The sequence below is a fragment of the Xanthomonas sp. BRIP62411 genome (assembly GCF_003993525.1).
Classification (GTDB): Bacteria; Pseudomonadota; Gammaproteobacteria; order Xanthomonadales; family Xanthomonadaceae; genus Xanthomonas; species Xanthomonas euroxanthea.
In genome coordinates, this window is the sequence record NZ_QEZI01000012.1 from 94,597 (window position 1) to 112,414 (window position 17,818).

The window sequence follows — 17,818 nt, forward strand, 5'->3', positions numbered from 1 at the left end:
GGAGCGCACTCGCATCAGAAGTCTTCGGGGCGCAGGACCACGTACAACAGGTACGCAGCGGCAACGAGCACGGCCACGCCGCACAACAGGGACAACCAGGCAGGCATGTCGGCTACTCCCCGAGACGCGCGCAACGCGGCGCGGTGGAGACGGTGTGCGGCGGCGCATGCAGCATCTGCGGGCCGACGAGGCAAAGCGCTGCCGCACCGCGCGCGCAGCGGCGATGGAGCAGACAGGTCAAGGGATGCATCGGAATCGTCCAGGGCGGAACCGCTCCGCCAACCTGCGCAGTGTCTTCCCCGGCTACGTAAAGTCGCTATGGACCTGCGACAGCCCTCGCGTAAATTCCGCATAAATGCTGCGCAGCGACGGTGTGCAGTCGGGTATCCCGACCATGCAGCCGTTCCAGGCAACCACGACTTCTAGTTCGTCCACACCCTCCGGCGCCAGCTCAGGACGACCAGCTTTTGAGTCGGGGCGTTATGAAGCTGTAGCAACGCTCTGCCGGTCGAGGGCGCGGCGCTCATCTGAAAAGCTGTGTGTCATGCGGTGTGCATCAGAGCCGCCACACGGTCCCGCAACCGGCAAGGACACCGCACCAGACAAGTGGTCGGCGCTCATCTAAAAAAGCTGTCTCTCATGCGGTGTGCATCAGACCTGTAGCCGATGCTTCAATGATCGAACAAGGCGCATCCAGCACTGCTCTTCCATGCACACCGACCAACTCGATAGGTCTTTGCCCGCCCACCGTCGCGGGACCTTACGCGGCATGGATGCCGCGTAAGAGCCTACATGGACGTACTTGCGGCGTGTCCTGCGATGGTGGGCGGGCAAGGGCCCCGCAGCAAACTCGCAGCATCGAGGGCGCGGCGCCCTCACCGCTTGCGGGACACGCCGTAAACCCATCCCTGGGGGCTCGGTGGCGGCATCCATGCCGCCACACGGTCCCGCAACCGGCAAGGACACCGCACTAGGCAGTTGCTCGGCGCTCATCTGAAAAGCTGTCTCTCGTGCGGTGTGCATCAGACCTGGAGCCGATGCTTCATGGTGGAACAAGGCTCATCCAGCACTGCTCTTAGCCATGCACACCGACTATCTGGACTGGTCCTTGCCCGCCCACCGTCGCGGGACCTTACACGGCATGGATGCCGTGTAAGAGCCTACATGGACGTACTTGCGGCGTGTCGCGCGATGGTGGGCGGGCAAGGGCCCTGCAGCAAACCCACAGCGCCGAGGGCACGGCGTCCTAGCTACTGGCGGAGCAGGCCGTAACTGCGTACCTGGAGGCTCCCACGTGTGCGGCCTGTCGACGGAACGCTCACTGCCGCTGCACTAACGTGCCGGCGTCATCCATCAGAGTCCTTGCACATGCCTGTCAGCTACTCGATCAGCCTGCCCGACCCCAAGCTCGCCCGTGGCGGCGATGCGAGCGTGAGCTTCACCGCCCATGGTGCCGAGGCCTTTGCCGAACAGTTGCAGGCCGCCTTGCGTGATCCGGCCTGGTTCGATCGCTGGCGCCTGCTGCAGGCCGACCCGGATGCGGTGGACCCCAGCCTGGGCGTCACCGATCCCTCGGCGACGGTGACCGGCAAGCAGGGCGACCTGCGGATCGACCTGGTCGCCACCACCAGCATCCCCGGCGACCTGCTCAAGCAGCGCATGCAGGCCCTGGCCGGACACCACTGGGAACTGCGCGACGTGCGTTGACTCTATTGCCGCCGTGCGTACAGCGCGGCGGCATTTCGCTCAGGTCGGTGCACTGTGTGCCACCCGCCGCGGCCAGCGCCATTTCAGATTCACCGCCAGCGTGCCAACCACGATCAGCGCCAGGCCCAACCACTGCACCGGCACCAATGCGTGGCCGTAGAGCAGATAGTCCAGCAATAGCGTCACCAGCGGATACACGAACGCCAGCACCGCGATCGTGGCCACATGCAGATGGCGATAGGACGAATAGAACAGCACATAGACGATGCCGCTGTGGATCACGCCCAGGCCCACCAGCCACAGCCAATGCAGGCCCGGATGCAATGCCGCGCCGCTGGAAAACCCGGCCAGCAGGAACGTGCCGACCCAGCACTGCACGGTCACCACCGCCAGCGGCCGTTCACGGCTGATGCGACGCGACATCAGCAACGAGGCGCCGCACAGCAACGCTGCCAACAGCGTGAGCGCAATGCCGATCAGGTAGCCACGATCGGCCGCCTGCCACAAGCGTGCCGGATCTGCCGAGCAGGCCACGCCGACGAATGCCAGCAGCGTCCAGCCCAGATCGGCACGCCGCGTGCGCTCGCCCTGCAACAATGCGGCCAGGAGCAGCATCACGAACGGGAACACGTGGTAGACCATGGTCGCCACGCCGATCGACGAGCGCGCCATCCCCGCGAACAATGCCACCCAGTTCAACACCAGCAGCACGCCGCTGATGGTGGCATCACGCAACAGCGCACGCTCGCGCCACAGTCCTTGCAGCTGCCCACCGATCACCCCGCACACGCTGAGAAACAGCGCGCCGAACAGGCAGCGATAGAACACCGCCGTCACCGGATCCTGCCCGCTTTCGTGCACGAATACGCCGACCGATCCGATCAACACTTCGGCAACCAGCAATTGCCAGATCGCACGTCGCCCAGCGCCGGCCGATACCGCTTGCACAGGCACGGGCGTGCTCATGGCGTAATGGTTCCCTGCAGATACTGGACGGCACTGCCGCGCACGTAGACGTGCTGCGGTACGACCCGGCACTGCAGTTGGCCGCCCCGCGCAAGGCCCTGCAGCGCAGTGAGCCACGTGCTGACCAGCCGCTGTGCCCAGCGTGGTGCATGCGCAGCATCGATCGATTGGGTGAGCGGCCCCTCGCCAACGCCATCGGAAGGGCAGAAATAGCGGGCAACAGCAAACGCAGCAAGCAGCACGGCCAACCTCACAGAAGAGAACACGTACCTGGCGTATTCACCGGGCACGCCCAGTCTGCAACGTGCCACACGACCATGACAGATTCAGATACGCTGCAAATCGACCAATACAGATGGGAGGCGCCCGCGGATGCTGCTGTATGAATCGCTGGCCACGCAGCTGCGGCAGCAGATAGAAGGTGGCACCCTGCGTGCCGGCGAGCGCCTGCCCTCGATCCGGCAATTGGCCGCCAACCACGGCATCAGCACCGCCACCGCCGTGCAGGCCTGCCTGCAACTCGAACGCGAAGGCCGCGTGCAGGCGCGCCCGCGCTCGGGCTACTTCGTGCGCGGCACGGCGTCTGCATTGCCGGCCGCAGCGCTCCTCCCGCGTCGGCGCAAACCGGGCATGGTCGACAACCCGGCCTTGCAGCGCGTGCTCGAGACCCTGGCGCGTACCGACCTGGTGCCGCTGCACACCGCCACGCCCGCGCCTGCGCTGTTGCCCACCGCGCACCTGGCCGCAGCCCTGGCGCGGCAGTTGCGTCGCCAGCGCACGGCTGCGTTGGATTACGCACCGCCGCAGGGCCACGCCGCATTGCGCCGCCAGATCGCACAGCGGTATGCACACTGCGCAACCACCGTCGATGCCGACGAAGTGGTGATCACCGCCGGCGCGATGGAAGCGATCAGCCTGGCGCTGCGCACGCTCACCGCACCGGGCGATGTGGTGCTGGTCGAAACACCCACCTATCACGGCATCCTGCAGGCGGTGGCTGCGCTGCGCCTCAAGGTGCTGGAGGTACCCAATCGCCCCGGTCAGGGTATCGATGTCGCACGTGTGGATGCGCTGCTGCAGCGCACCCCGGTGCGTGCGGCAGTGCTGATCCCCAACTTCAACAATCCAAACGGCAGCCTCACTCCCGACAGCGCCAAGCGCGCATTGCTCGACAGCTGCGCCCGCCATGGCACGGTGGTGATCGAAGACGACATCTATGGCGAACTGGATTGGTCGGGCCAGCGCCCGCGCCCGCTGCGCCACTTCGACACCCATGCCAACGTGATCACCTGCGGCTCGTTCTCCAAGGTGCTGTCACCCGGCTTGCGTGTGGGCTGGTTGCTCGGTGGCGACTGGACCGACGCCCTGGTACGCGCCAAGTACTTTTCCACTGTCGGCAGCGCCAGCCTGCCGCAACTGGCACTGGCCGATTATCTGGCGCAACACGATCTGGAACGGCACCTGCGCAAGCTGCGCCGCACGCTGGCCGACAACGGGCAGCGGCTGCGCGATGCGATCGTGCGGCACTGGCCGCAGGACACACGCGTGGGCGAGCCGGCCGGCGGATTATCGCTATGGCTGCAATTGCCCGACGCCGGCAGCGGGCAAGCCCTGTTCGAAGCCGCGCTGGCAGAGCGCATCGGCACCTCGCCCGGCCATCTGTACTCCAGCCGTGGCGACTACGCAGATCACCTGCGCCTGACCTGTGGCCAGCCGTGGAGCGATACGCTGGAGCGCGCGATGCGGCGACTGGGCAGGCTTGCGGCGCAGGTGGCGCGTTAGCCGTTCCTGGTGGTTCGCATCAACTTGCGCGCTGGCTGGACGCGGTCATCCAGGCAACGCCGTCATGCCCTGCTTGCACCATGCACAGCGACCATCCTGGCTGGTCCTTGCCCGCCCACCGTTGCGGGACCTTACGCGGCATGGATGCCGCGTAAGAGCCTACACGGACGTACTTGCGGCGTGTCCCGCGAGGCGAGGTGGGCGGGCAAGGGCCCCGCAGCCACGCGCAGATCGGCTGCTCTACAAGGCCAGCTACCCGCTCCACCGGGCGTCGCCCGTCCCTCATCCGCCAGTGAGCCCGTACCCTCATCCGCCCCTGCGGGGCACCTTCTCCCGAGGGGAGAAGGGAGCCAGGCCGCACGTCAGCCGTTTTACCAGCTGGCCTCCCCTTCGCCGGGCGTCGGCCCTCCCCTCATCAGCCCCTGCGGGGCTCCTTCTCTCGGGGGGGAAGGGAGTTCAGCTCGACACCTTACTCATGCCACGGCGCGCGCAATACGGCAGCGCAGCAACGCAACGCGATGCGCACCACCGCCATGCGCCGTCTCATGGCACGCAGCACCACCCGCTTGCCCAAAACGATCAACCACGCAACGCCGCAGCGTGGTGCGCAATATGCTCGCCGATGAAACTGGCGATGAAGTAATAGCTGTGGTCGTAACCGGGCTGCAGCCGCACCGTGACCGGATAACCGGCGGCCTTAGCGGCCTCTTCGAACAGTGATGTTTTCAGCTGGTTCTCGAGAAATTCATCGCCATCGCCCTGGTCGATCAACAACGGCAGGCGCTCCTGTGCCTGTGCGATCAACGCAGTGGCGTCGTACGCCTTCCACGCTGCGCGGTCCGGCCCCAGATACTGGCCAAACGCTTTCTCGCCCCATGGCACCAGGCTGGGCGCGACGATCGGCGAGAACGCCGACACGCTGCGATAGCGGCCCGGATTCTTCAATGCGATGGTCAGGGCGCCGTGGCCGCCCATCGAGTGGCCGCTGATCGCGCGCGCACCGGTGGTGGCAACGTGCGCTTCGATCAATGCCGGCAATTCGTTCACCACATAGTCGTACATGCGGTAATGCGCCGCCCACGGTTGCTCGGTGGCATCGACGTAGAAGCCGGCGCCCTTGCCGATGTCGTAGCCGTCCGCGTCGGCCACATCGTCGCCACGCGGGCTGGTGTCGGGGGCGACCAGGATCACGCCATGCTCGGCCGCGTACCGCTGCGCGCCGGCCTTGCTGATGAAGTTCTGTTCGGTGCAGGTCAGGCCGCTGAGCCAGTACAGCACCGGTAGCGGGCCATCGGCGGCCTGCGGCGGCAGATAGATGCCCACCTGCATGCTGCAGTTCAAGCTCTGCGATTGATGCCGATAGACATCTTGCCAGCCGCCGAAGCAGGCATGGTGTTCGATACGTTCCATGAGATTCCTTCGATAAGAACCTGCGGCCGGCATGCGTGCCGGCCGCGGGGTGGGGCGATCAGTGCAGCAGGCCCTTCTTGCGTGCCACGTTGGCAGCCAGTGCATCCATCAATCCCGGCGACAGGCAGTCGTACGGGGTCAGCCCGAGCTCGTTGAGACGGGCGCGCACGCCGTCCATGGCAGCCGGCGGCGTGCCGGTTTCGATGATGGAGGACACGAACGCCGCAAAGCCCGGCGGCGACCAGCCCGACTGCTGCGACAACTCGGTATGGATGAAGTCCAGACCGTAAAACGCGTGTTCCTTGTCTTCGATGCGACCGAACATATGCACACCGCAGCCGGTGCATGCATGCCGCTGGATCGCCGCAGTTTCGTCGACGACCTTGAGCTTTTCCGCATGCGCGGTCACCGTGACCTTGTCGCGCGGCACCACTGCAATCACCGAAAATGTCGCGCCTTCCGGCTTCCAGCATTTACTGCAGCCGCAGGCGTGGTTGTGCGCGGTCTGCGCAGCCACGTCCACGGTCACCTTGTCGCTGGCGCAGTGGCACGCAAGGGTTCCGCCCTGAAAACTTTCCGCACCTCCACGCGCTACACCACTGTCTACCGAAGGATGAATCGAGACGCTGGTCATCATGCCCCTCCCGGAGTATCGGGTACCACGTGCGCGGAAGCGGCCGCGCGCCGATTCTGGCCGTACGGTCAGAAATGAATCACGGTGCGGATCGACTTGCCTTCGTGCATCAGGTGGAAGGCCTCGTTGATCTCTTCCAGCGGCATGGTGTGGGTGATGAACGGGTCGAGATCGATCTCGCCCGTCATCGACTGCTCCACCATGCCCGGCAATTGGGTCCGTCCCTTGACACCGCCGAAGGCCGAGCCGCGCCACACGCGGCCGGTCACCAGCTGGAACGGACGGGTGCTGATTTCCTGGCCTGCACCGGCCACGCCGATGATGACGCTCTCGCCCCAGCCCTTGTGGCAGCACTCCAGCGCCGACCGCATCACATTGACGTTGCCGATGCACTCGAAGCTGAAGTCCACGCCGCCATCGGTCAACTCGACGATGACCTCCTGGATCGGCTTGTCGTAGTCCTTGGGGTTGATGCAGTCGGTGGCGCCCATGCTGCGCGCCAGGTCGAACTTGCCCGGGTTGGTGTCGATGGCCAGGATGCGCCCGGCCTTGGCCTGCACCGCGCCCTGGATCACCGCCAGACCGATGCCGCCCAGGCCGAACACCGCCACGCTTTCGCCCGGCTTGACCTTTGCGGTGTTGTGCACCGCACCGATGCCGGTGGTGACGCCGCAACCGAGCAGGCAGACCTTTTCCAGCGGCGCGTCCGGGTTCACCACGGCCAGCGAAATCTCCGGCACCACGGTGTACTCGCTGAAGGTGCTGCAGCCCATGTAGTGGTAGATCGGCTCGCCGTTATAGGAGAAGCGCGTGGTGCCGTCGGGCATCAGGCCCTTGCCCTGGGTGGCGCGCACCGCCTGGCAGAGGTTGGTCTTGCCGGACAGGCAGAACTTGCACTTGCGGCATTCGGCGGTGTACAGCGGGATCACGTGATCGCCCACCTTGACGCTGGTCACGCCCTCGCCCACTTGCTCGACAATGCCGCCGCCTTCATGGCCCAGCACGGACGGGAAGATGCCTTCCGGGTCATCGCCAGACAGGGTGAATGCATCGGTGTGGCACACACCGGTGTGGGTGATGCGGACCAGCACTTCGCCGGCCTTCGGCGGTGCGACGTCGATCTCGACGATTTCCAGCGGCTTGCCGGGTCCGAATGCAACTGCTGCACGGGATTTCATGTGATGGCGCTCCTGACGATGAGATTCAAGGACGGGCACGGCATGCGCCGGCCCGGTGGGAGTTCATTTGAGGTAGGACCGGACCAGCCCGAGCAATTCCTGCACCCGCTCGGCACGCTGCGCATCGGAAGCGGCGGCGTGGCCGAAGTCTTCGCGGATATGCGCTTCGAGCACCTGCGACATCAGTCCATTGACGGCACCCCGGATCGCGGCGATCTGCTGCAGGACAGGGGCACAGTCTGCGCCCGCCTCCAGCGCGCGCTCAAGCGCGTCGCATTGCCCGCGCAGGCGTCGCACGCGCGCAAGCGCCCGCTTTTTCTCCTGTGGCGAATGCGGCATGGCGCCCCCGGTCAAATACTGGGGGGTAGTATATGGATCCGCTCAAAAAAAGCCACGCCTGCGGACACGCCCGCTCGAACAAAGCCGGGGCGGCCGCAGCCGGGGCCGGTCGTCCGTTGCGACACCTTTCGCGTCAGCCATGGCGCTGCACGTCCATTCAGGCGCCTGCCGGTGATCCACGCGTTGTATCGGGGTGCTGCGGATTCCGCGCGCCGGCAGCCGCTGTCGTCGCACTGCAGCACGGCACTGGCAGGCATGTGCAGGCGCAGCACGCAGTGTCAGCCCTCGTCGCTGTCCAGGCGCATGCTCTCCGACACCGGGAGTTCGATGGTGCAGCGCACCCCGTCCGGCCCCATCACGTAGGTGGTCTCGGCCTGCAATTGGTACGGCAGCGCACGTTCGATCAACTCGCGGCCGTAGCCGGACCCTTGCGGCGCCTCGCCAGGCGCCGGCATGTGCACGCCGGTCTCGCTCCACTCGATGCGCAGGCGGGTGCCCTGGGCCGGACGCAGCAAGCGCCAACGCACCTGCAACTGTCCGCCGGCCTGTGCAAGCGCGCCGTACTTGGTGGCGTTGGTGGCCAGTTCGTGCAGGGCCAGCGCGAAGGTCTGCACGGTGCTGGAGCGCAGACGCACGCCGTCCGGGCCGTCCAGGGTGACGCGGTCGCCACGGCCGTGCGCATCGATCGCGCCCATCGCCGACAGCTCGGCCCGGATCAATTCATCGAACAGGATGCGATCGCCTTCGTTCAGGCGCGACAGCAGCCCCTGCACACGCGCCAGGGCGTCCAGGCGGTCGTTATAGATCAGCGTCAGCTCGGCGATGGTCGTGCTGCTGCGTTGCGTGCGATTGAAGACCACGCGCACCACCCCCATCAGATTGCGGGTGCGGTGCTGCAGCTCGGCCAGCAGCACCTGCTGGCGATCTTCCCACTGCCGTCGCCGGGTCACGTCCTGGCCGATCTTGAGATAGCCCAGCGGCTCGGCGCGGCCGTCGCGCAGCGGCCGCGTCGCGCCTTCGATGAACACGCGCCGGCCATCCTTGCGTTGATGCCAGCGAACATTCGGCGCGCCGCCGGTGTAATGCGCCTGCTCGATCTCGCGCTGCGGCACGCCGGTGAGACGGTCCTCGGCCACGAAGGTCATTGCGATGTGCTGGCCGATCGCCTCCTCGGCGGTCCAGCCGAAGACCGCTTCGGCACCCGGCGGCCAGGTCTGGATATGTCCGCGCGTATCGGTGGTAAAGATTGCGTAGTCGAGCGCGCTCTCCACGATCACCCGGTAGCGCTCTTCGCTTTCGAGCAGCGCGGCCTGCGCGCGCGCGCGCTCCAGCGCCGCCCAGGTGCGCTCGGCGGTCTCCTCCGCCAGGCGGATCTCGGCCGCACTCCAGTTACGCGCGGTCCGTTGATTGACCACGAAGGTGGCCACCAGCTGCCCGCCCTTGATCAGCGGCACCACGATCAGCGCGCCGATCTCGTGGCCCGCATCGGCCGGGCGCCGATCGTCGGGCAATGCAGGGTCAGCGACGGCATCGCGCACCACCCAGGTCTGCGCGTCGAGCAGCCAGGGCATCGGCCAGTCCGTCGACGCGAAGCGATGCGCATGACTGGTTTCATCGGGTTGATGCCAGTCGCGTTCAACCACGTACTGGTGCGCCCTGGCATCCACGTCCACGTAGTAGGCGCGGCCGGCGTTCAGATGCTCGCCGAGCACGCGCGCGGCCTCGGCCGGGATGGCGGCCGGATCGGGCAGCGGCCGCAAGGCGTCGGAGAGTTTCAGCAGGAAGGCATTGCGGTCCTGCACCTCGCGTAGCGCCGCCTCGGTGAGCTTGCGGTCGGTGATGTCGAGTACAAACTCGAAGCCGGTGCCATCCGGCAGGCACTTGGACGCAAACAGGGCCCAGCGCCGGGTTCCGTCCTTGCACAGATATTGGCGCTCGTAAGGCGTGGCACTTCCCTTGCTCTTGAGCTCCTCGAAGGCCTGCTCGCACACGCCCCTGAATTCGGCTGGCGTCAGCGCCTGCCAGGAAAGCGTGCCCGCTTCCACGTCGGCACGGCTGTAGCCGCTCATCTTCAAGAACGTGTCGTTGGCATCGGTGAGGCGACCGCCCATGTCGAAATACGTCGCGCCGACGGTTTCGATCGTCAACGCGGTGCGGAAGCGTTCTTCGCTGGCACGCAGCCGCTCGTCGGCCCGGCGCTTGTCGGAGATGTCGCGAAAGTAGACCGACATTCCGCCATCGTTGGTGGGGTAGATGCTGACATCCACCCAGTACCCCAATGCCGGCGACACGGTTTCCAGCCTGACCACCTGGCGGGTCTGCGACGCCTGCACATAGGCCTGATACGGCAGCGACCCGATCGAATCGGGAAATTGTTCCCACAACAAGGTCCCGAGCAATTGATCGCGCGCGCGCCCCCACAGCAACTCGGCCTTCTGGTTGATGTAGGTGAAGCGCCCGTCCGCATCGACGCCGTAGAACGCGTCGGAAATACTTTCGAGAATGTCGCGATTGCGCTCGGCAAGCGCACCCACCTCCATCTGCACCCGGCGTTGCGCAGTGACATCCTGCAACACTGCAACGCCACCGGTGACGCGGCCGGCTTCGCGCAGCGCCACTGCGGTAATCCGCAACCAGCGCTGTGCAGCGTCATGGGGGTCGAGGAAGTCCACCGGCGCGATCGTGTCTTCGCCACGCAGCGCGCGGGCGCAGGGAAAGTCCTGGATCGCAACCGCCTGCCCTTGCTGATCGACACCGGCGCGCGGCTGCTCCAGCGGCGGCGCGCACGAGGGGACCCGTGCGGCCAGCTGGTCCCGCAGTTGTGGATTCCGGTAGGTGAAGCGACCTTGCAGATCGAACAGGCCGATCCCGATGGGGACCTGGTCGAGCACGTACGTCAGCCGCGCCTCGCTATCGCGCAGGCATTCCTCGGCCTGCTTGCGCGCCGTGACGTCGGTTCCGGCACCGAACCACTCGGTGATGCGTCCCTCCGCATCCAGTGCCGGGACCGCCTTGGTCGCCATCCACGCAATGCTGCCATCGGCGCGTCGTACCCGGTGCTCGAACACGATCGCGCTGCGCGAGCGGATTCCTGCATCGATCCTGCTGCGCACCAGCGCCTGATCCTCTGCGGGAATGTAATCCATGATCCACGAACGGCTGGTCGCCGGCGCATCGGCGGCGCGCGTGCCGGCGGTCAGCTGGTGCATCTCGTCCCAGTCCGCACTCATGCGGTAATGCACCTCGGAACTTGCCGCCGACAGCGCGGCCAGCCGCGACTCGCTGGTGCGCAATGCCAGCTCGGCCCGATGGCGCTCGATGTAGTCGGCGGCCGTCCATGCGAGCAGTTCGAGCAATCTGAGTTCGTGTTCCGCGGGCCGATACGGCACGGTGAACTGGGTTCCGAGCAATCCCAGCAGGCCACCGGCACGATTGAACAACGGTGTGAACTGGGCAGCACGGATGCCGCTGCACAGCGCTGCCTCGTAATCGGGCGTTCCCTTCAACGGGGTGAAGGTTTCGATGTCCTCGATCACCAACTGCCGGCGTTCGCGCCGCACGGTGTCGCAGGTGGCCTGGAAACCGTCTTTCAGGAATTGCTGGACGAAGGCGCTGCGTTCGTCATGTCCGCGATAGACGCGCAACTCCATCTCACTGTTGTGTGCGCTGACCAGTTGCACGCAGCCGCAGTCGGTACGCGCGAAGACGCAGGCAAGCGCTGTGATGTCCTGCAGCGCGATACGGGCGTCGGCCTGTGCCGCCAGGCTGACCTGCAAGGCATGCAGGCGACGCATGCCGGCGAGTTCGTCCTGCAGTGCCGCGTTGTCCTGCCTGGTGTTGTCGGGCATGGCACTCATCGTGTCCGGCCCTGGCCTGCGCCCATCGTGATCAATCATTCGTACCGGGTGAGCCCACACAGTGCGCACTCGATGGCGAAGGGCTTGTCAGTAGCGTGCTCGACACAGCGGGTTGTTGCCGGTGCCGCGCGTGCGGACAAGACGGCTGAAGCGAAGCCGAGGGGAATCGTTTAATTCGGCCTGCCGGCTGCCGGACCTCCGGTGCAGAGACCGCCAAGCGCGGCAAGCGTCCGCTTCGCTCGGGTTGCGCATTACAGCGAGCAGGGCGACTGTCGCACGTGCGGAGTTCACCAGCTGCAGCATCGCCGTGGGTAGCTGGCAGCGACGGTGGACGTGATCTCCACACCAGCAGGATCAGCCATGCCGGGGCGGCGGCCCGAAACCCTGGGCCTGCAGGCATTGCAGCAGCGCTGGCGATGGCGGGCCGAGGGACGATGCGTCAGGCGCAGCCCATGCGATGCCTTGCACGGTGGCACAGGCCTGCAACGCGGCGTCGAAGTCGGAATCATGGGGTGGCGGGCCACGACGTGCCTGTGGCGGCGCAGGCGGCGGCGGTGGCCCGCCGGCAGGCGCGCCGCAGAAACTGGCGCAGCCGCCCAGGCCGAGCACTGCCAGCAGTGCGGTGATGGCGGCTGTGGTGCGTGTCTGGACCATCGTCGATCTCCCTGGCTGGATGGCGCACATGCGCGTCCTGCACGCACATGGCACTGCGGGACGTCCCCGCTTGGTCAGGGAGAGCGTCGCATCGCGCCATGTCGTGCATTTGCCGCTGCGCGCCGTCCGCTGGCGTACGCCGCCACGCAGCGCACAAGGTCTGCAACCACGCGGGCACTGCAGGCGATGTGCCCGGACCGTGCTGAAGACCAGGCCGGGCGAACGTGTCAGTTTTCGACGATCGCCGGGGCCACGCCCGCGCTGAGGTCCGCCACATCTGCGGGCAACGACGCCAGCACCGCATTGCGAAAGCGCGCTGCGAATGCGGCATTGTTGGCCTGGTAGAACGCGCGTGCATTGGCCGACAACCGATCCAGCTGCGCCTGTGGCAACGCCAGCGCGGTTTCCACCGCCTGCGCGATGCCCGCCGCATCCACGTAGTAGTACGACGCCAGACGCCGCTGGCGCACCTCGGCCACCGGGATCAGCACGCCGTGCTCGGGCCTGACCAGTTCGTTCATCGGCTCACCGTCGGTGGCCAGGGTCACCGCGCCCACGCTCAGCGCTTCCATCAGGTAATGCCCGAAGCCTTCGGCCTCGGACGGGCAGAGATGGAACAGATGCGCGTTCTGCAGCCGCCGCAGTTCGGCATCGTCGAGATAGCGGACGCGGTGGTCGATGTTCGGCGCCACCACCGGCTTGCCGGCGGTACGCGGGCTCTGCACCACCGTCAGCAGCGGCCATTCCGGATGCCGTTGCCAGGTTTCCAGCAGCACCTGGGTGCCCTTGGCGGTGCTACGCCCGGCCAGGTGGAAGAACGCACGCTGACGCGGGACCTGCGCATCGTGGCGATCCGGGCTGGTGAAGCCGATGAACCGCGTGGTGCAGCCCAGGCTGCGAAAAATCCGTTCCGCGTGATGGGTCTTGCACAGCACCGCGTCGAACTGCGGCAACCGTGGCAGCCACTTGGGCAGCAACCACTCCGGATTGGGCACCAGCAGGTTGGTCTGGCCCAGCGGCAGGCAGCGCGCATACACACGCTCGGAAAAGATCTGCACCGGCACCCGCCCGAACAGCGCGCGACTGGCCCACAGACGGGCTTCGCGCGCGGTGTCGTGCAGCCGCTGACTGGTGAAGCCCACTTCCTGCACCGGGATGCCGCCGGCGCGCAGCGTCTGCGCCATCAGCACCATGTCCCGGGTCAGGCCCACGCCGTTGTCGCGGCTGATCACCCGCATCATCGGAAACGCCTTGTCATGCGTACACTCGCCATTGCAGCGGCGCAGCGTCGTTTGCCCGGTTTCCTGCACGATGTTCCGTTCTGTCATGGTGCGTCACGCGTGTGCCAAAGGTTGACAAATTCAATCATTATGATGCGTGCTCCAGCCTTGCAACTGCGAGCACCATGTATCCGGTAGCCACCACCCTGCGCGGGCCAAGCTCCGCGCCACCGACGATGACCTCCATGGACATGCAACAACCCTGCGTTCTCGTGGTCGACGACGACCCGGACCTGCGCAAGCTGATCGGCGAGTTCCTCAGCGCCCACGGCTACCAGGTCGAGGTTGCCGAAAACGTGGCGGAGATGCGCAAGCGCATCGCGCAGCGCCGCCCGGACCTCATCGTACTCGACGTGATGATGCCGGGAGAAGACGGCCTGAGCGCAGCGCGTGCGCTGGCCAGCGAGCGTGGTTCACCTGCGGTCATCATGCTCAGCGCGCTGGGCAACGACACCGACCGCATCATCGGCCTCGAAGTGGGTGCCGACGATTACCTGGCCAAACCCTGCAATCCGCGCGAGCTGCTGGCACGGGTGCGCGCCCTGCTGCGCCGCAGCCAGGCCAGCAGCGAGCAGGCCGACCAGCGCGGCAACGTCTACGAGTTTGCCGGCTGGCGGCTGGACGTGGTCCGCCGCGACCTGCGCGACCCCACCGGCATCTTCATCAACCTGTCCGATGGCGAGTTCGCATTGCTGCGCACCTTCGTCGAGCATCCGCAGCGGGTGCTGAGCCGCGACCAGTTGCTTGACTACGCCCGTGGCCGCGACACCGACGTCTACGACCGCGCCATCGACAGCCAGATCAGCCGCCTGCGCCGCAAGATCAACGAGCGCGTGCATACCGAGTTGATCCGCACCGTGCGCAACGAGGGCTACATGTTGCTGCCGGGCGTTTCGCGTCTGTGAGCAAACCGGCACGTCGCGGGCTGTCGATCTTTGCCCGTACCTTCGTGTTGCTGGCGGTGGCGCTGCTCACCGCCCAGGCGGTCGGCATCGCGCTGCTGGTGATGCGCACCCCGGTCTACGAGCCGCCGGTGCATCCGCCGGAGGTGGTGGCGCTGCTGTCCACCCGCATGCCGGCCGGCACCCAGACCCTGACGGTGCGCGAATCGGCCCAGGCCCCGCTGCCGCCGGCAGGCCATGTGCGCGATGGGTTTGCGGAAATGCTGCTGGCCCATTGGCTGGATGTCCCCGAACAGCGCGTGCGCTTCTACCGCAGCGCCGACGATCGCCAGGGCCCGCAGCTCGGCATGGCGCGGCCGCCAATGCCTGACCAGCCGCAGCGCCCCGGGGCCGCTGGCGCCGATGCCAGCCCCGCCGGCAATCGCCGCGATGCCGCGCAGCGATCGCCGCCAGCGGCAGGCGCCTGGCCGGGCGACCCTGCCCCCGGCATCCCGCCGGTCGGCAACGGGCTGGGTCCGGACGCTCCCCCCGCCGCCTGGGAAAGCGAGCGGCTGACCCCGGGCGTGCCGTTGCTGGATGGCTTCACCGCCGCGCTGCAGCAGCCCGATGGCCGCTGGCGTACGGTCGAATCGCCGCCACGGCAGCTGTCGGCCGAGTTCAAGACCCACGTGGTGCTGCTGTTCCTGGCCGGCCTGCTGGCCAACGTGCCGCTGGCGTGGTGGTTCTCGCGTGCGCTGTCGGCGCCGATCAAGCGCTTTGCCGAGGCCGCCGACCGGCTGGGCCGCAATCCGGATGCGGCCGCACTGCAACGCAGCGGCCCGCCGGAGATCGTGCGCGCGGCCGACTCGTTCAATGCGATGCAGGCACGCCTGAATCGCCTGATCAACGAACGCACCCATATGGTGGCGGCGATCGCGCACGACCTGCGCACGCCGCTGGCACGCCTGTCGTTCCGCCTGGACGGCCTGCAGCCACCGTTGCGCGACAAGGCGCTGGCCGACATCGACGAGATGAAGGCGATGATTTCCGCCGCGCTGGATTTCATCCAGAACGATCGCCACCGCGGCAAGCGCGCGCCGCTGGATCTGCGCCTGCTGGTGGAAAGCGTGGTCGACAATGCCACCGACATCGGTGCCGATGCCGAACTGCTGCCCGGCCCGGAAATCACCCTGGATGGCGACCCGCTGGCATTGCGTCGGGCGGTGATGAATCTGCTGGAGAACGCGCTGAAGTACGGCAAGCGCGCACGCCTGCAGCTGCAGCGCGATGGCGAGGACGGCGTGCTGTGGATCGACGACGACGGCCCCGGCATCGACCCGACCCAGCGCGACCAGTTGCTGCTGCCCTTCGTGCGCGGCGAGTCCTCGCGCAATCGCGACACCGGCGGCATCGGGCTGGGCTTGTCGGTGGCGCACAGCATCGTGCTGGCGCATGGCGGCGACCTGCGCCTGGACAACCGTGCAGCAGGTGGCGGCCTACGCGTGACGGTGCGCCTGCCGTGCATGCCGGAGCGGCGCTAAAGCCGGGCGGGAATGCGGTTTTGCGCACGCGCGCTCGGCGGTACCGCCGCGCCCGGGTCCATGCCTGCCAGCAACGCGCCGCGCGACTGCCCGGCGAGGCGCTACGGCTCTCCGCAAGCGCTCAGTACGCGAACTCGCGGAACACCCGATCGATATCGCCGTTCCATGCGCCGTGATACAGCGCCAGCTTGCGCTCGGCGGCGGTCACGCCGCTCTCGGCGATCTCGGCGATCACGTCCACAAAGCCGGTCTCGTCCTGGCCATCGGCATTCAGCCGCGCCCGCCGGCGCAGGCCCTCGCGGGCGATCTTGACCGCTTCCACCGCCAGCTCGCGCAGCGTGCCGTTGCGGAACGGCAGGCCGAGTGCCTGCCTGGGCACCCCGTCGCGCAGCGCGTGACGCTCGGCGGTGCTGAAATCCTTGACCAGATCCCAGGCCGCATCAAGCGCGGTGTCGTCGTACAGCAAGCCGACCCAGAATGCCGACAGCGCGCACAGCCGATCCCACGGGCCGGCGTCGGCGCCGCGCATTTCCAGGTACTTCTTCAGACGCACTTCCGGGAACGCGGTGGTCATGTGATCGGACCAATCGCGCAGCGTCGGCAACGCGCCCGGCAGTGCCGGCAACCGGCCCTGCATGAAATCGCGGAAGCTCTGCCCGCTGGCGTCGACATAGACACCGTCGCGGTAGGAAAAATACATCGGCACATCGAGCAGGTAATCGACGTAGCGCTCGTAGCCGAAGCCGTCTTCGAACACGAAATCCAGCATGCCGGTGCGATCGGCGTCGGTGTCGGTCCAGATGTGCGAGCGGTAGCTCAGGTAGCCGTTCGGCTTGCCTTCGGTGAACGGCGAATCGGCGAACAACGCGGTGGCGATCGGTTGCAGCGCCAGCGACACGCGGAACTTCTTCACCATGTCCGCTTCGGTGGCGTAATCCAGGTTGACCTGCACGGTGCAGGTGCGGGTCATCATGTCCAGGCCGAGCGAGCCGACCTTGGGCATGTAGTTCTTCATGATCTGGTAGCGGCCCTTGGGCATCCACGGCATTTGGTCGCGGCGCCACTTCGGCTGGAAACCCATGCCCAGGAACCCCAGCTGCAACTCGCCGGCCACCTGGGCCACTTCGTCCAGATGGGTGCCGGTTTCCACGCAGGTGTGATGCAGGGTTTCCACCGCCGCGCCGGAGAGCTCCAGCTGGCCGGCCGGCTCCAGCGTCACCGAGGCGCCGTCGCGCAGCAGCGCAATGGTGTGGCCGTTTTCCTGCACCGGCTCCCAGCCAAAGCGGGTCAGGCCGGTCAGCAGCGCCTGGATGCCGCGCGCGCCTTCGAACGTGGGCGCGCGCAGGTCGTCGAGCTGGAAGCCGAACTTTTCGTGCTCGGTGCCGATCCGCCAGTCAGCACTGGGCTTCTCGCCGGAGGCCAGCACCTGGACCAGTTCCGCGCGTTCGGTGATCGGCGTTTCGGCAACGTGGCTGGGACTCGACAAGGGCAGGCTCGCAGGAAAAATTTAGGGGAACGATGTGGGGATCCTCCCCTGCCACCGCAAGGCCCGCACTATAACCGCAGGGCATGGAAAGAATTGCTGCCAT

15 protein-coding genes are annotated in these 17,818 nt (G+C 66.8%); 4 read left to right on the forward strand and 11 right to left on the reverse strand.

All coding sequences use genetic code 11. The features are described 5' to 3' along the window. Positions 1-14: 14 nt before the first annotated feature. The gene (locus EO139_RS10835) at positions 15-107 is read right to left on the reverse strand and encodes a potassium-transporting ATPase subunit F (RefSeq protein WP_006452907.1); all 93 of its coding nucleotides are present in this window, start codon (positions 105-107) and stop codon (positions 15-17) included. Between the two features lie 1,261 nt (positions 108-1,368). Here EO139_RS10835 and EO139_RS10845 point away from each other — a divergent pair. Next, the gene (locus EO139_RS10845) at positions 1,369-1,707 is read left to right on the forward strand and encodes a hypothetical protein (protein ID WP_161960113.1); all 339 of its coding nucleotides are present in this window, start codon (positions 1,369-1,371) and stop codon (positions 1,705-1,707) included. A 39-nt stretch (positions 1,708-1,746) separates the two neighbouring features. Here the strand turns inward: EO139_RS10845 and EO139_RS10850 are convergent, their stop codons facing one another. Together EO139_RS10850 and EO139_RS10855 are read right to left on the reverse strand one after the other, a co-directional pair. After that, positions 1,747-2,673: a DMT family transporter gene (locus tag EO139_RS10850; RefSeq protein ID WP_126970564.1), complete on the reverse strand. Its 927-nt coding sequence runs from the start codon at positions 2,671-2,673 to the stop codon at positions 1,747-1,749. After that, positions 2,670-2,963, reverse strand: a complete 294-nt coding sequence (locus tag EO139_RS10855; protein WP_241235949.1) for a PhzF family phenazine biosynthesis protein — start codon at positions 2,961-2,963, stop codon at positions 2,670-2,672. Before EO139_RS10855 ends, EO139_RS10850 begins: the two co-directional genes overlap by 4 nt. A gap of 82 nt (positions 2,964-3,045) precedes the next feature. Here EO139_RS10855 and EO139_RS10860 point away from each other — a divergent pair, with 82 nt between their 5' ends. Beyond that, on the forward strand, positions 3,046-4,455 hold the full coding sequence (locus EO139_RS10860; protein ID WP_126970568.1) for a PLP-dependent aminotransferase family protein: 1,410 nt from the start codon (positions 3,046-3,048) through the stop codon (positions 4,453-4,455). 579 nt (positions 4,456-5,034) lie between these two features. On the opposite strand, the gene fghA is transcribed toward EO139_RS10860, so the two are convergent. The 7 genes from fghA to EO139_RS10900 all read right to left on the reverse strand — a co-directional run bounded on the left by fghA (position 5,035) and on the right by EO139_RS10900 (position 13,855). After that, positions 5,035-5,865 carry an S-formylglutathione hydrolase gene (fghA, locus tag EO139_RS10870; RefSeq protein WP_126970572.1) on the reverse strand — a complete coding sequence of 277 codons (831 nt, stop codon included), beginning with the start codon at positions 5,863-5,865 and terminating at the stop codon, positions 5,035-5,037. A gap of 58 nt (positions 5,866-5,923) precedes the next feature. Then, positions 5,924-6,499, reverse strand: coding sequence for an S-(hydroxymethyl)glutathione synthase (gene gfa, locus EO139_RS10875; protein ID WP_104586020.1), 576 nt, complete (start codon positions 6,497-6,499; stop codon positions 5,924-5,926). Between the two features lie 68 nt (positions 6,500-6,567). Beyond that, on the reverse strand, positions 6,568-7,677 hold the full coding sequence (locus tag EO139_RS10880) for an S-(hydroxymethyl)glutathione dehydrogenase/class III alcohol dehydrogenase (RefSeq protein WP_104585998.1): 1,110 nt from the start codon (positions 7,675-7,677) through the stop codon (positions 6,568-6,570). 63 nt (positions 7,678-7,740) lie between these two features. Further along, positions 7,741-8,016, reverse strand: a complete 276-nt coding sequence (gene frmR / locus EO139_RS10885; protein ID WP_016902624.1) for a formaldehyde-responsive transcriptional repressor FrmR — start codon at positions 8,014-8,016, stop codon at positions 7,741-7,743. Between the two features lie 278 nt (positions 8,017-8,294). Continuing rightward, on the reverse strand, positions 8,295-11,864 hold the full coding sequence (locus tag EO139_RS10890) for a PAS domain S-box protein (protein ID WP_241235950.1): 3,570 nt from the start codon (positions 11,862-11,864) through the stop codon (positions 8,295-8,297). Between the two features lie 363 nt (positions 11,865-12,227). Beyond that, positions 12,228-12,527 (reverse strand): hypothetical protein, encoded by a 300-nt coding sequence (locus EO139_RS10895; RefSeq protein ID WP_126970576.1) that lies wholly within the window; start codon positions 12,525-12,527, stop codon positions 12,228-12,230. A gap of 227 nt (positions 12,528-12,754) precedes the next feature. Beyond that, the gene (locus tag EO139_RS10900) at positions 12,755-13,855 is read right to left on the reverse strand and encodes a glycosyltransferase (protein ID WP_126970578.1); all 1,101 of its coding nucleotides are present in this window, start codon (positions 13,853-13,855) and stop codon (positions 12,755-12,757) included. A 137-nt stretch (positions 13,856-13,992) separates the two neighbouring features. On the opposite strand from EO139_RS10900, the gene EO139_RS10905 reads away from it, so the two are divergent. Then, entirely contained in the window at positions 13,993-14,712 is a 720-nt protein-coding gene (locus tag EO139_RS10905; protein ID WP_104649706.1) for a response regulator transcription factor, read from the forward strand. Continuing rightward, on the forward strand, positions 14,709-16,229 hold the full coding sequence (locus EO139_RS10910) for an ATP-binding protein (protein WP_126970580.1): 1,521 nt from the start codon (positions 14,709-14,711) through the stop codon (positions 16,227-16,229). The genes EO139_RS10905 and EO139_RS10910 overlap by 4 nt, the downstream gene beginning before the upstream one ends. A gap of 121 nt (positions 16,230-16,350) precedes the next feature. Here EO139_RS10910 and EO139_RS10915 read toward each other — a convergent pair whose 3' ends face one another. After that, positions 16,351-17,715: a glutamate--cysteine ligase gene (locus EO139_RS10915; protein WP_104586009.1), complete on the reverse strand. Its 1,365-nt coding sequence runs from the start codon at positions 17,713-17,715 to the stop codon at positions 16,351-16,353. Positions 17,716-17,818: the final 103 nt, after the last annotated feature.

Coding starts and splice junctions, on each gene's coding strand:
- EO139_RS10900 (WP_126970578.1), bottom strand. CDS start 13,855: ATGACAGAACGGAACATCGTGCAGGAAACCGGGCAAACGACGCTGCGC.
- fghA (WP_126970572.1), bottom strand. CDS start 5,865: ATGGAACGTATCGAACACCATGCCTGCTTCGGCGGCTGGCAAGATGTC.
- EO139_RS10880 (WP_104585998.1), bottom strand. CDS start 7,677: ATGAAATCCCGTGCAGCAGTTGCATTCGGACCCGGCAAGCCGCTGGAA.
- EO139_RS10895 (WP_126970576.1), bottom strand. CDS start 12,527: ATGGTCCAGACACGCACCACAGCCGCCATCACCGCACTGCTGGCAGTG.
- EO139_RS10835 (WP_006452907.1), bottom strand. CDS start 107: ATGCCTGCCTGGTTGTCCCTGTTGTGCGGCGTGGCCGTGCTCGTTGCC.
- EO139_RS10905 (WP_104649706.1), top strand. CDS start 13,993: ATGGACATGCAACAACCCTGCGTTCTCGTGGTCGACGACGACCCGGAC.
- frmR (WP_016902624.1), bottom strand. CDS start 8,016: ATGCCGCATTCGCCACAGGAGAAAAAGCGGGCGCTTGCGCGCGTGCGA.
- gfa (WP_104586020.1), bottom strand. CDS start 6,499: ATGACCAGCGTCTCGATTCATCCTTCGGTAGACAGTGGTGTAGCGCGT.
- EO139_RS10850 (WP_126970564.1), bottom strand. CDS start 2,673: ATGAGCACGCCCGTGCCTGTGCAAGCGGTATCGGCCGGCGCTGGGCGA.
- EO139_RS10860 (WP_126970568.1), top strand. CDS start 3,046: ATGCTGCTGTATGAATCGCTGGCCACGCAGCTGCGGCAGCAGATAGAA.
- EO139_RS10890 (WP_241235950.1), bottom strand. CDS start 11,864: ATGCCCGACAACACCAGGCAGGACAACGCGGCACTGCAGGACGAACTC.
- EO139_RS10845 (WP_161960113.1), top strand. CDS start 1,369: ATGCCTGTCAGCTACTCGATCAGCCTGCCCGACCCCAAGCTCGCCCGT.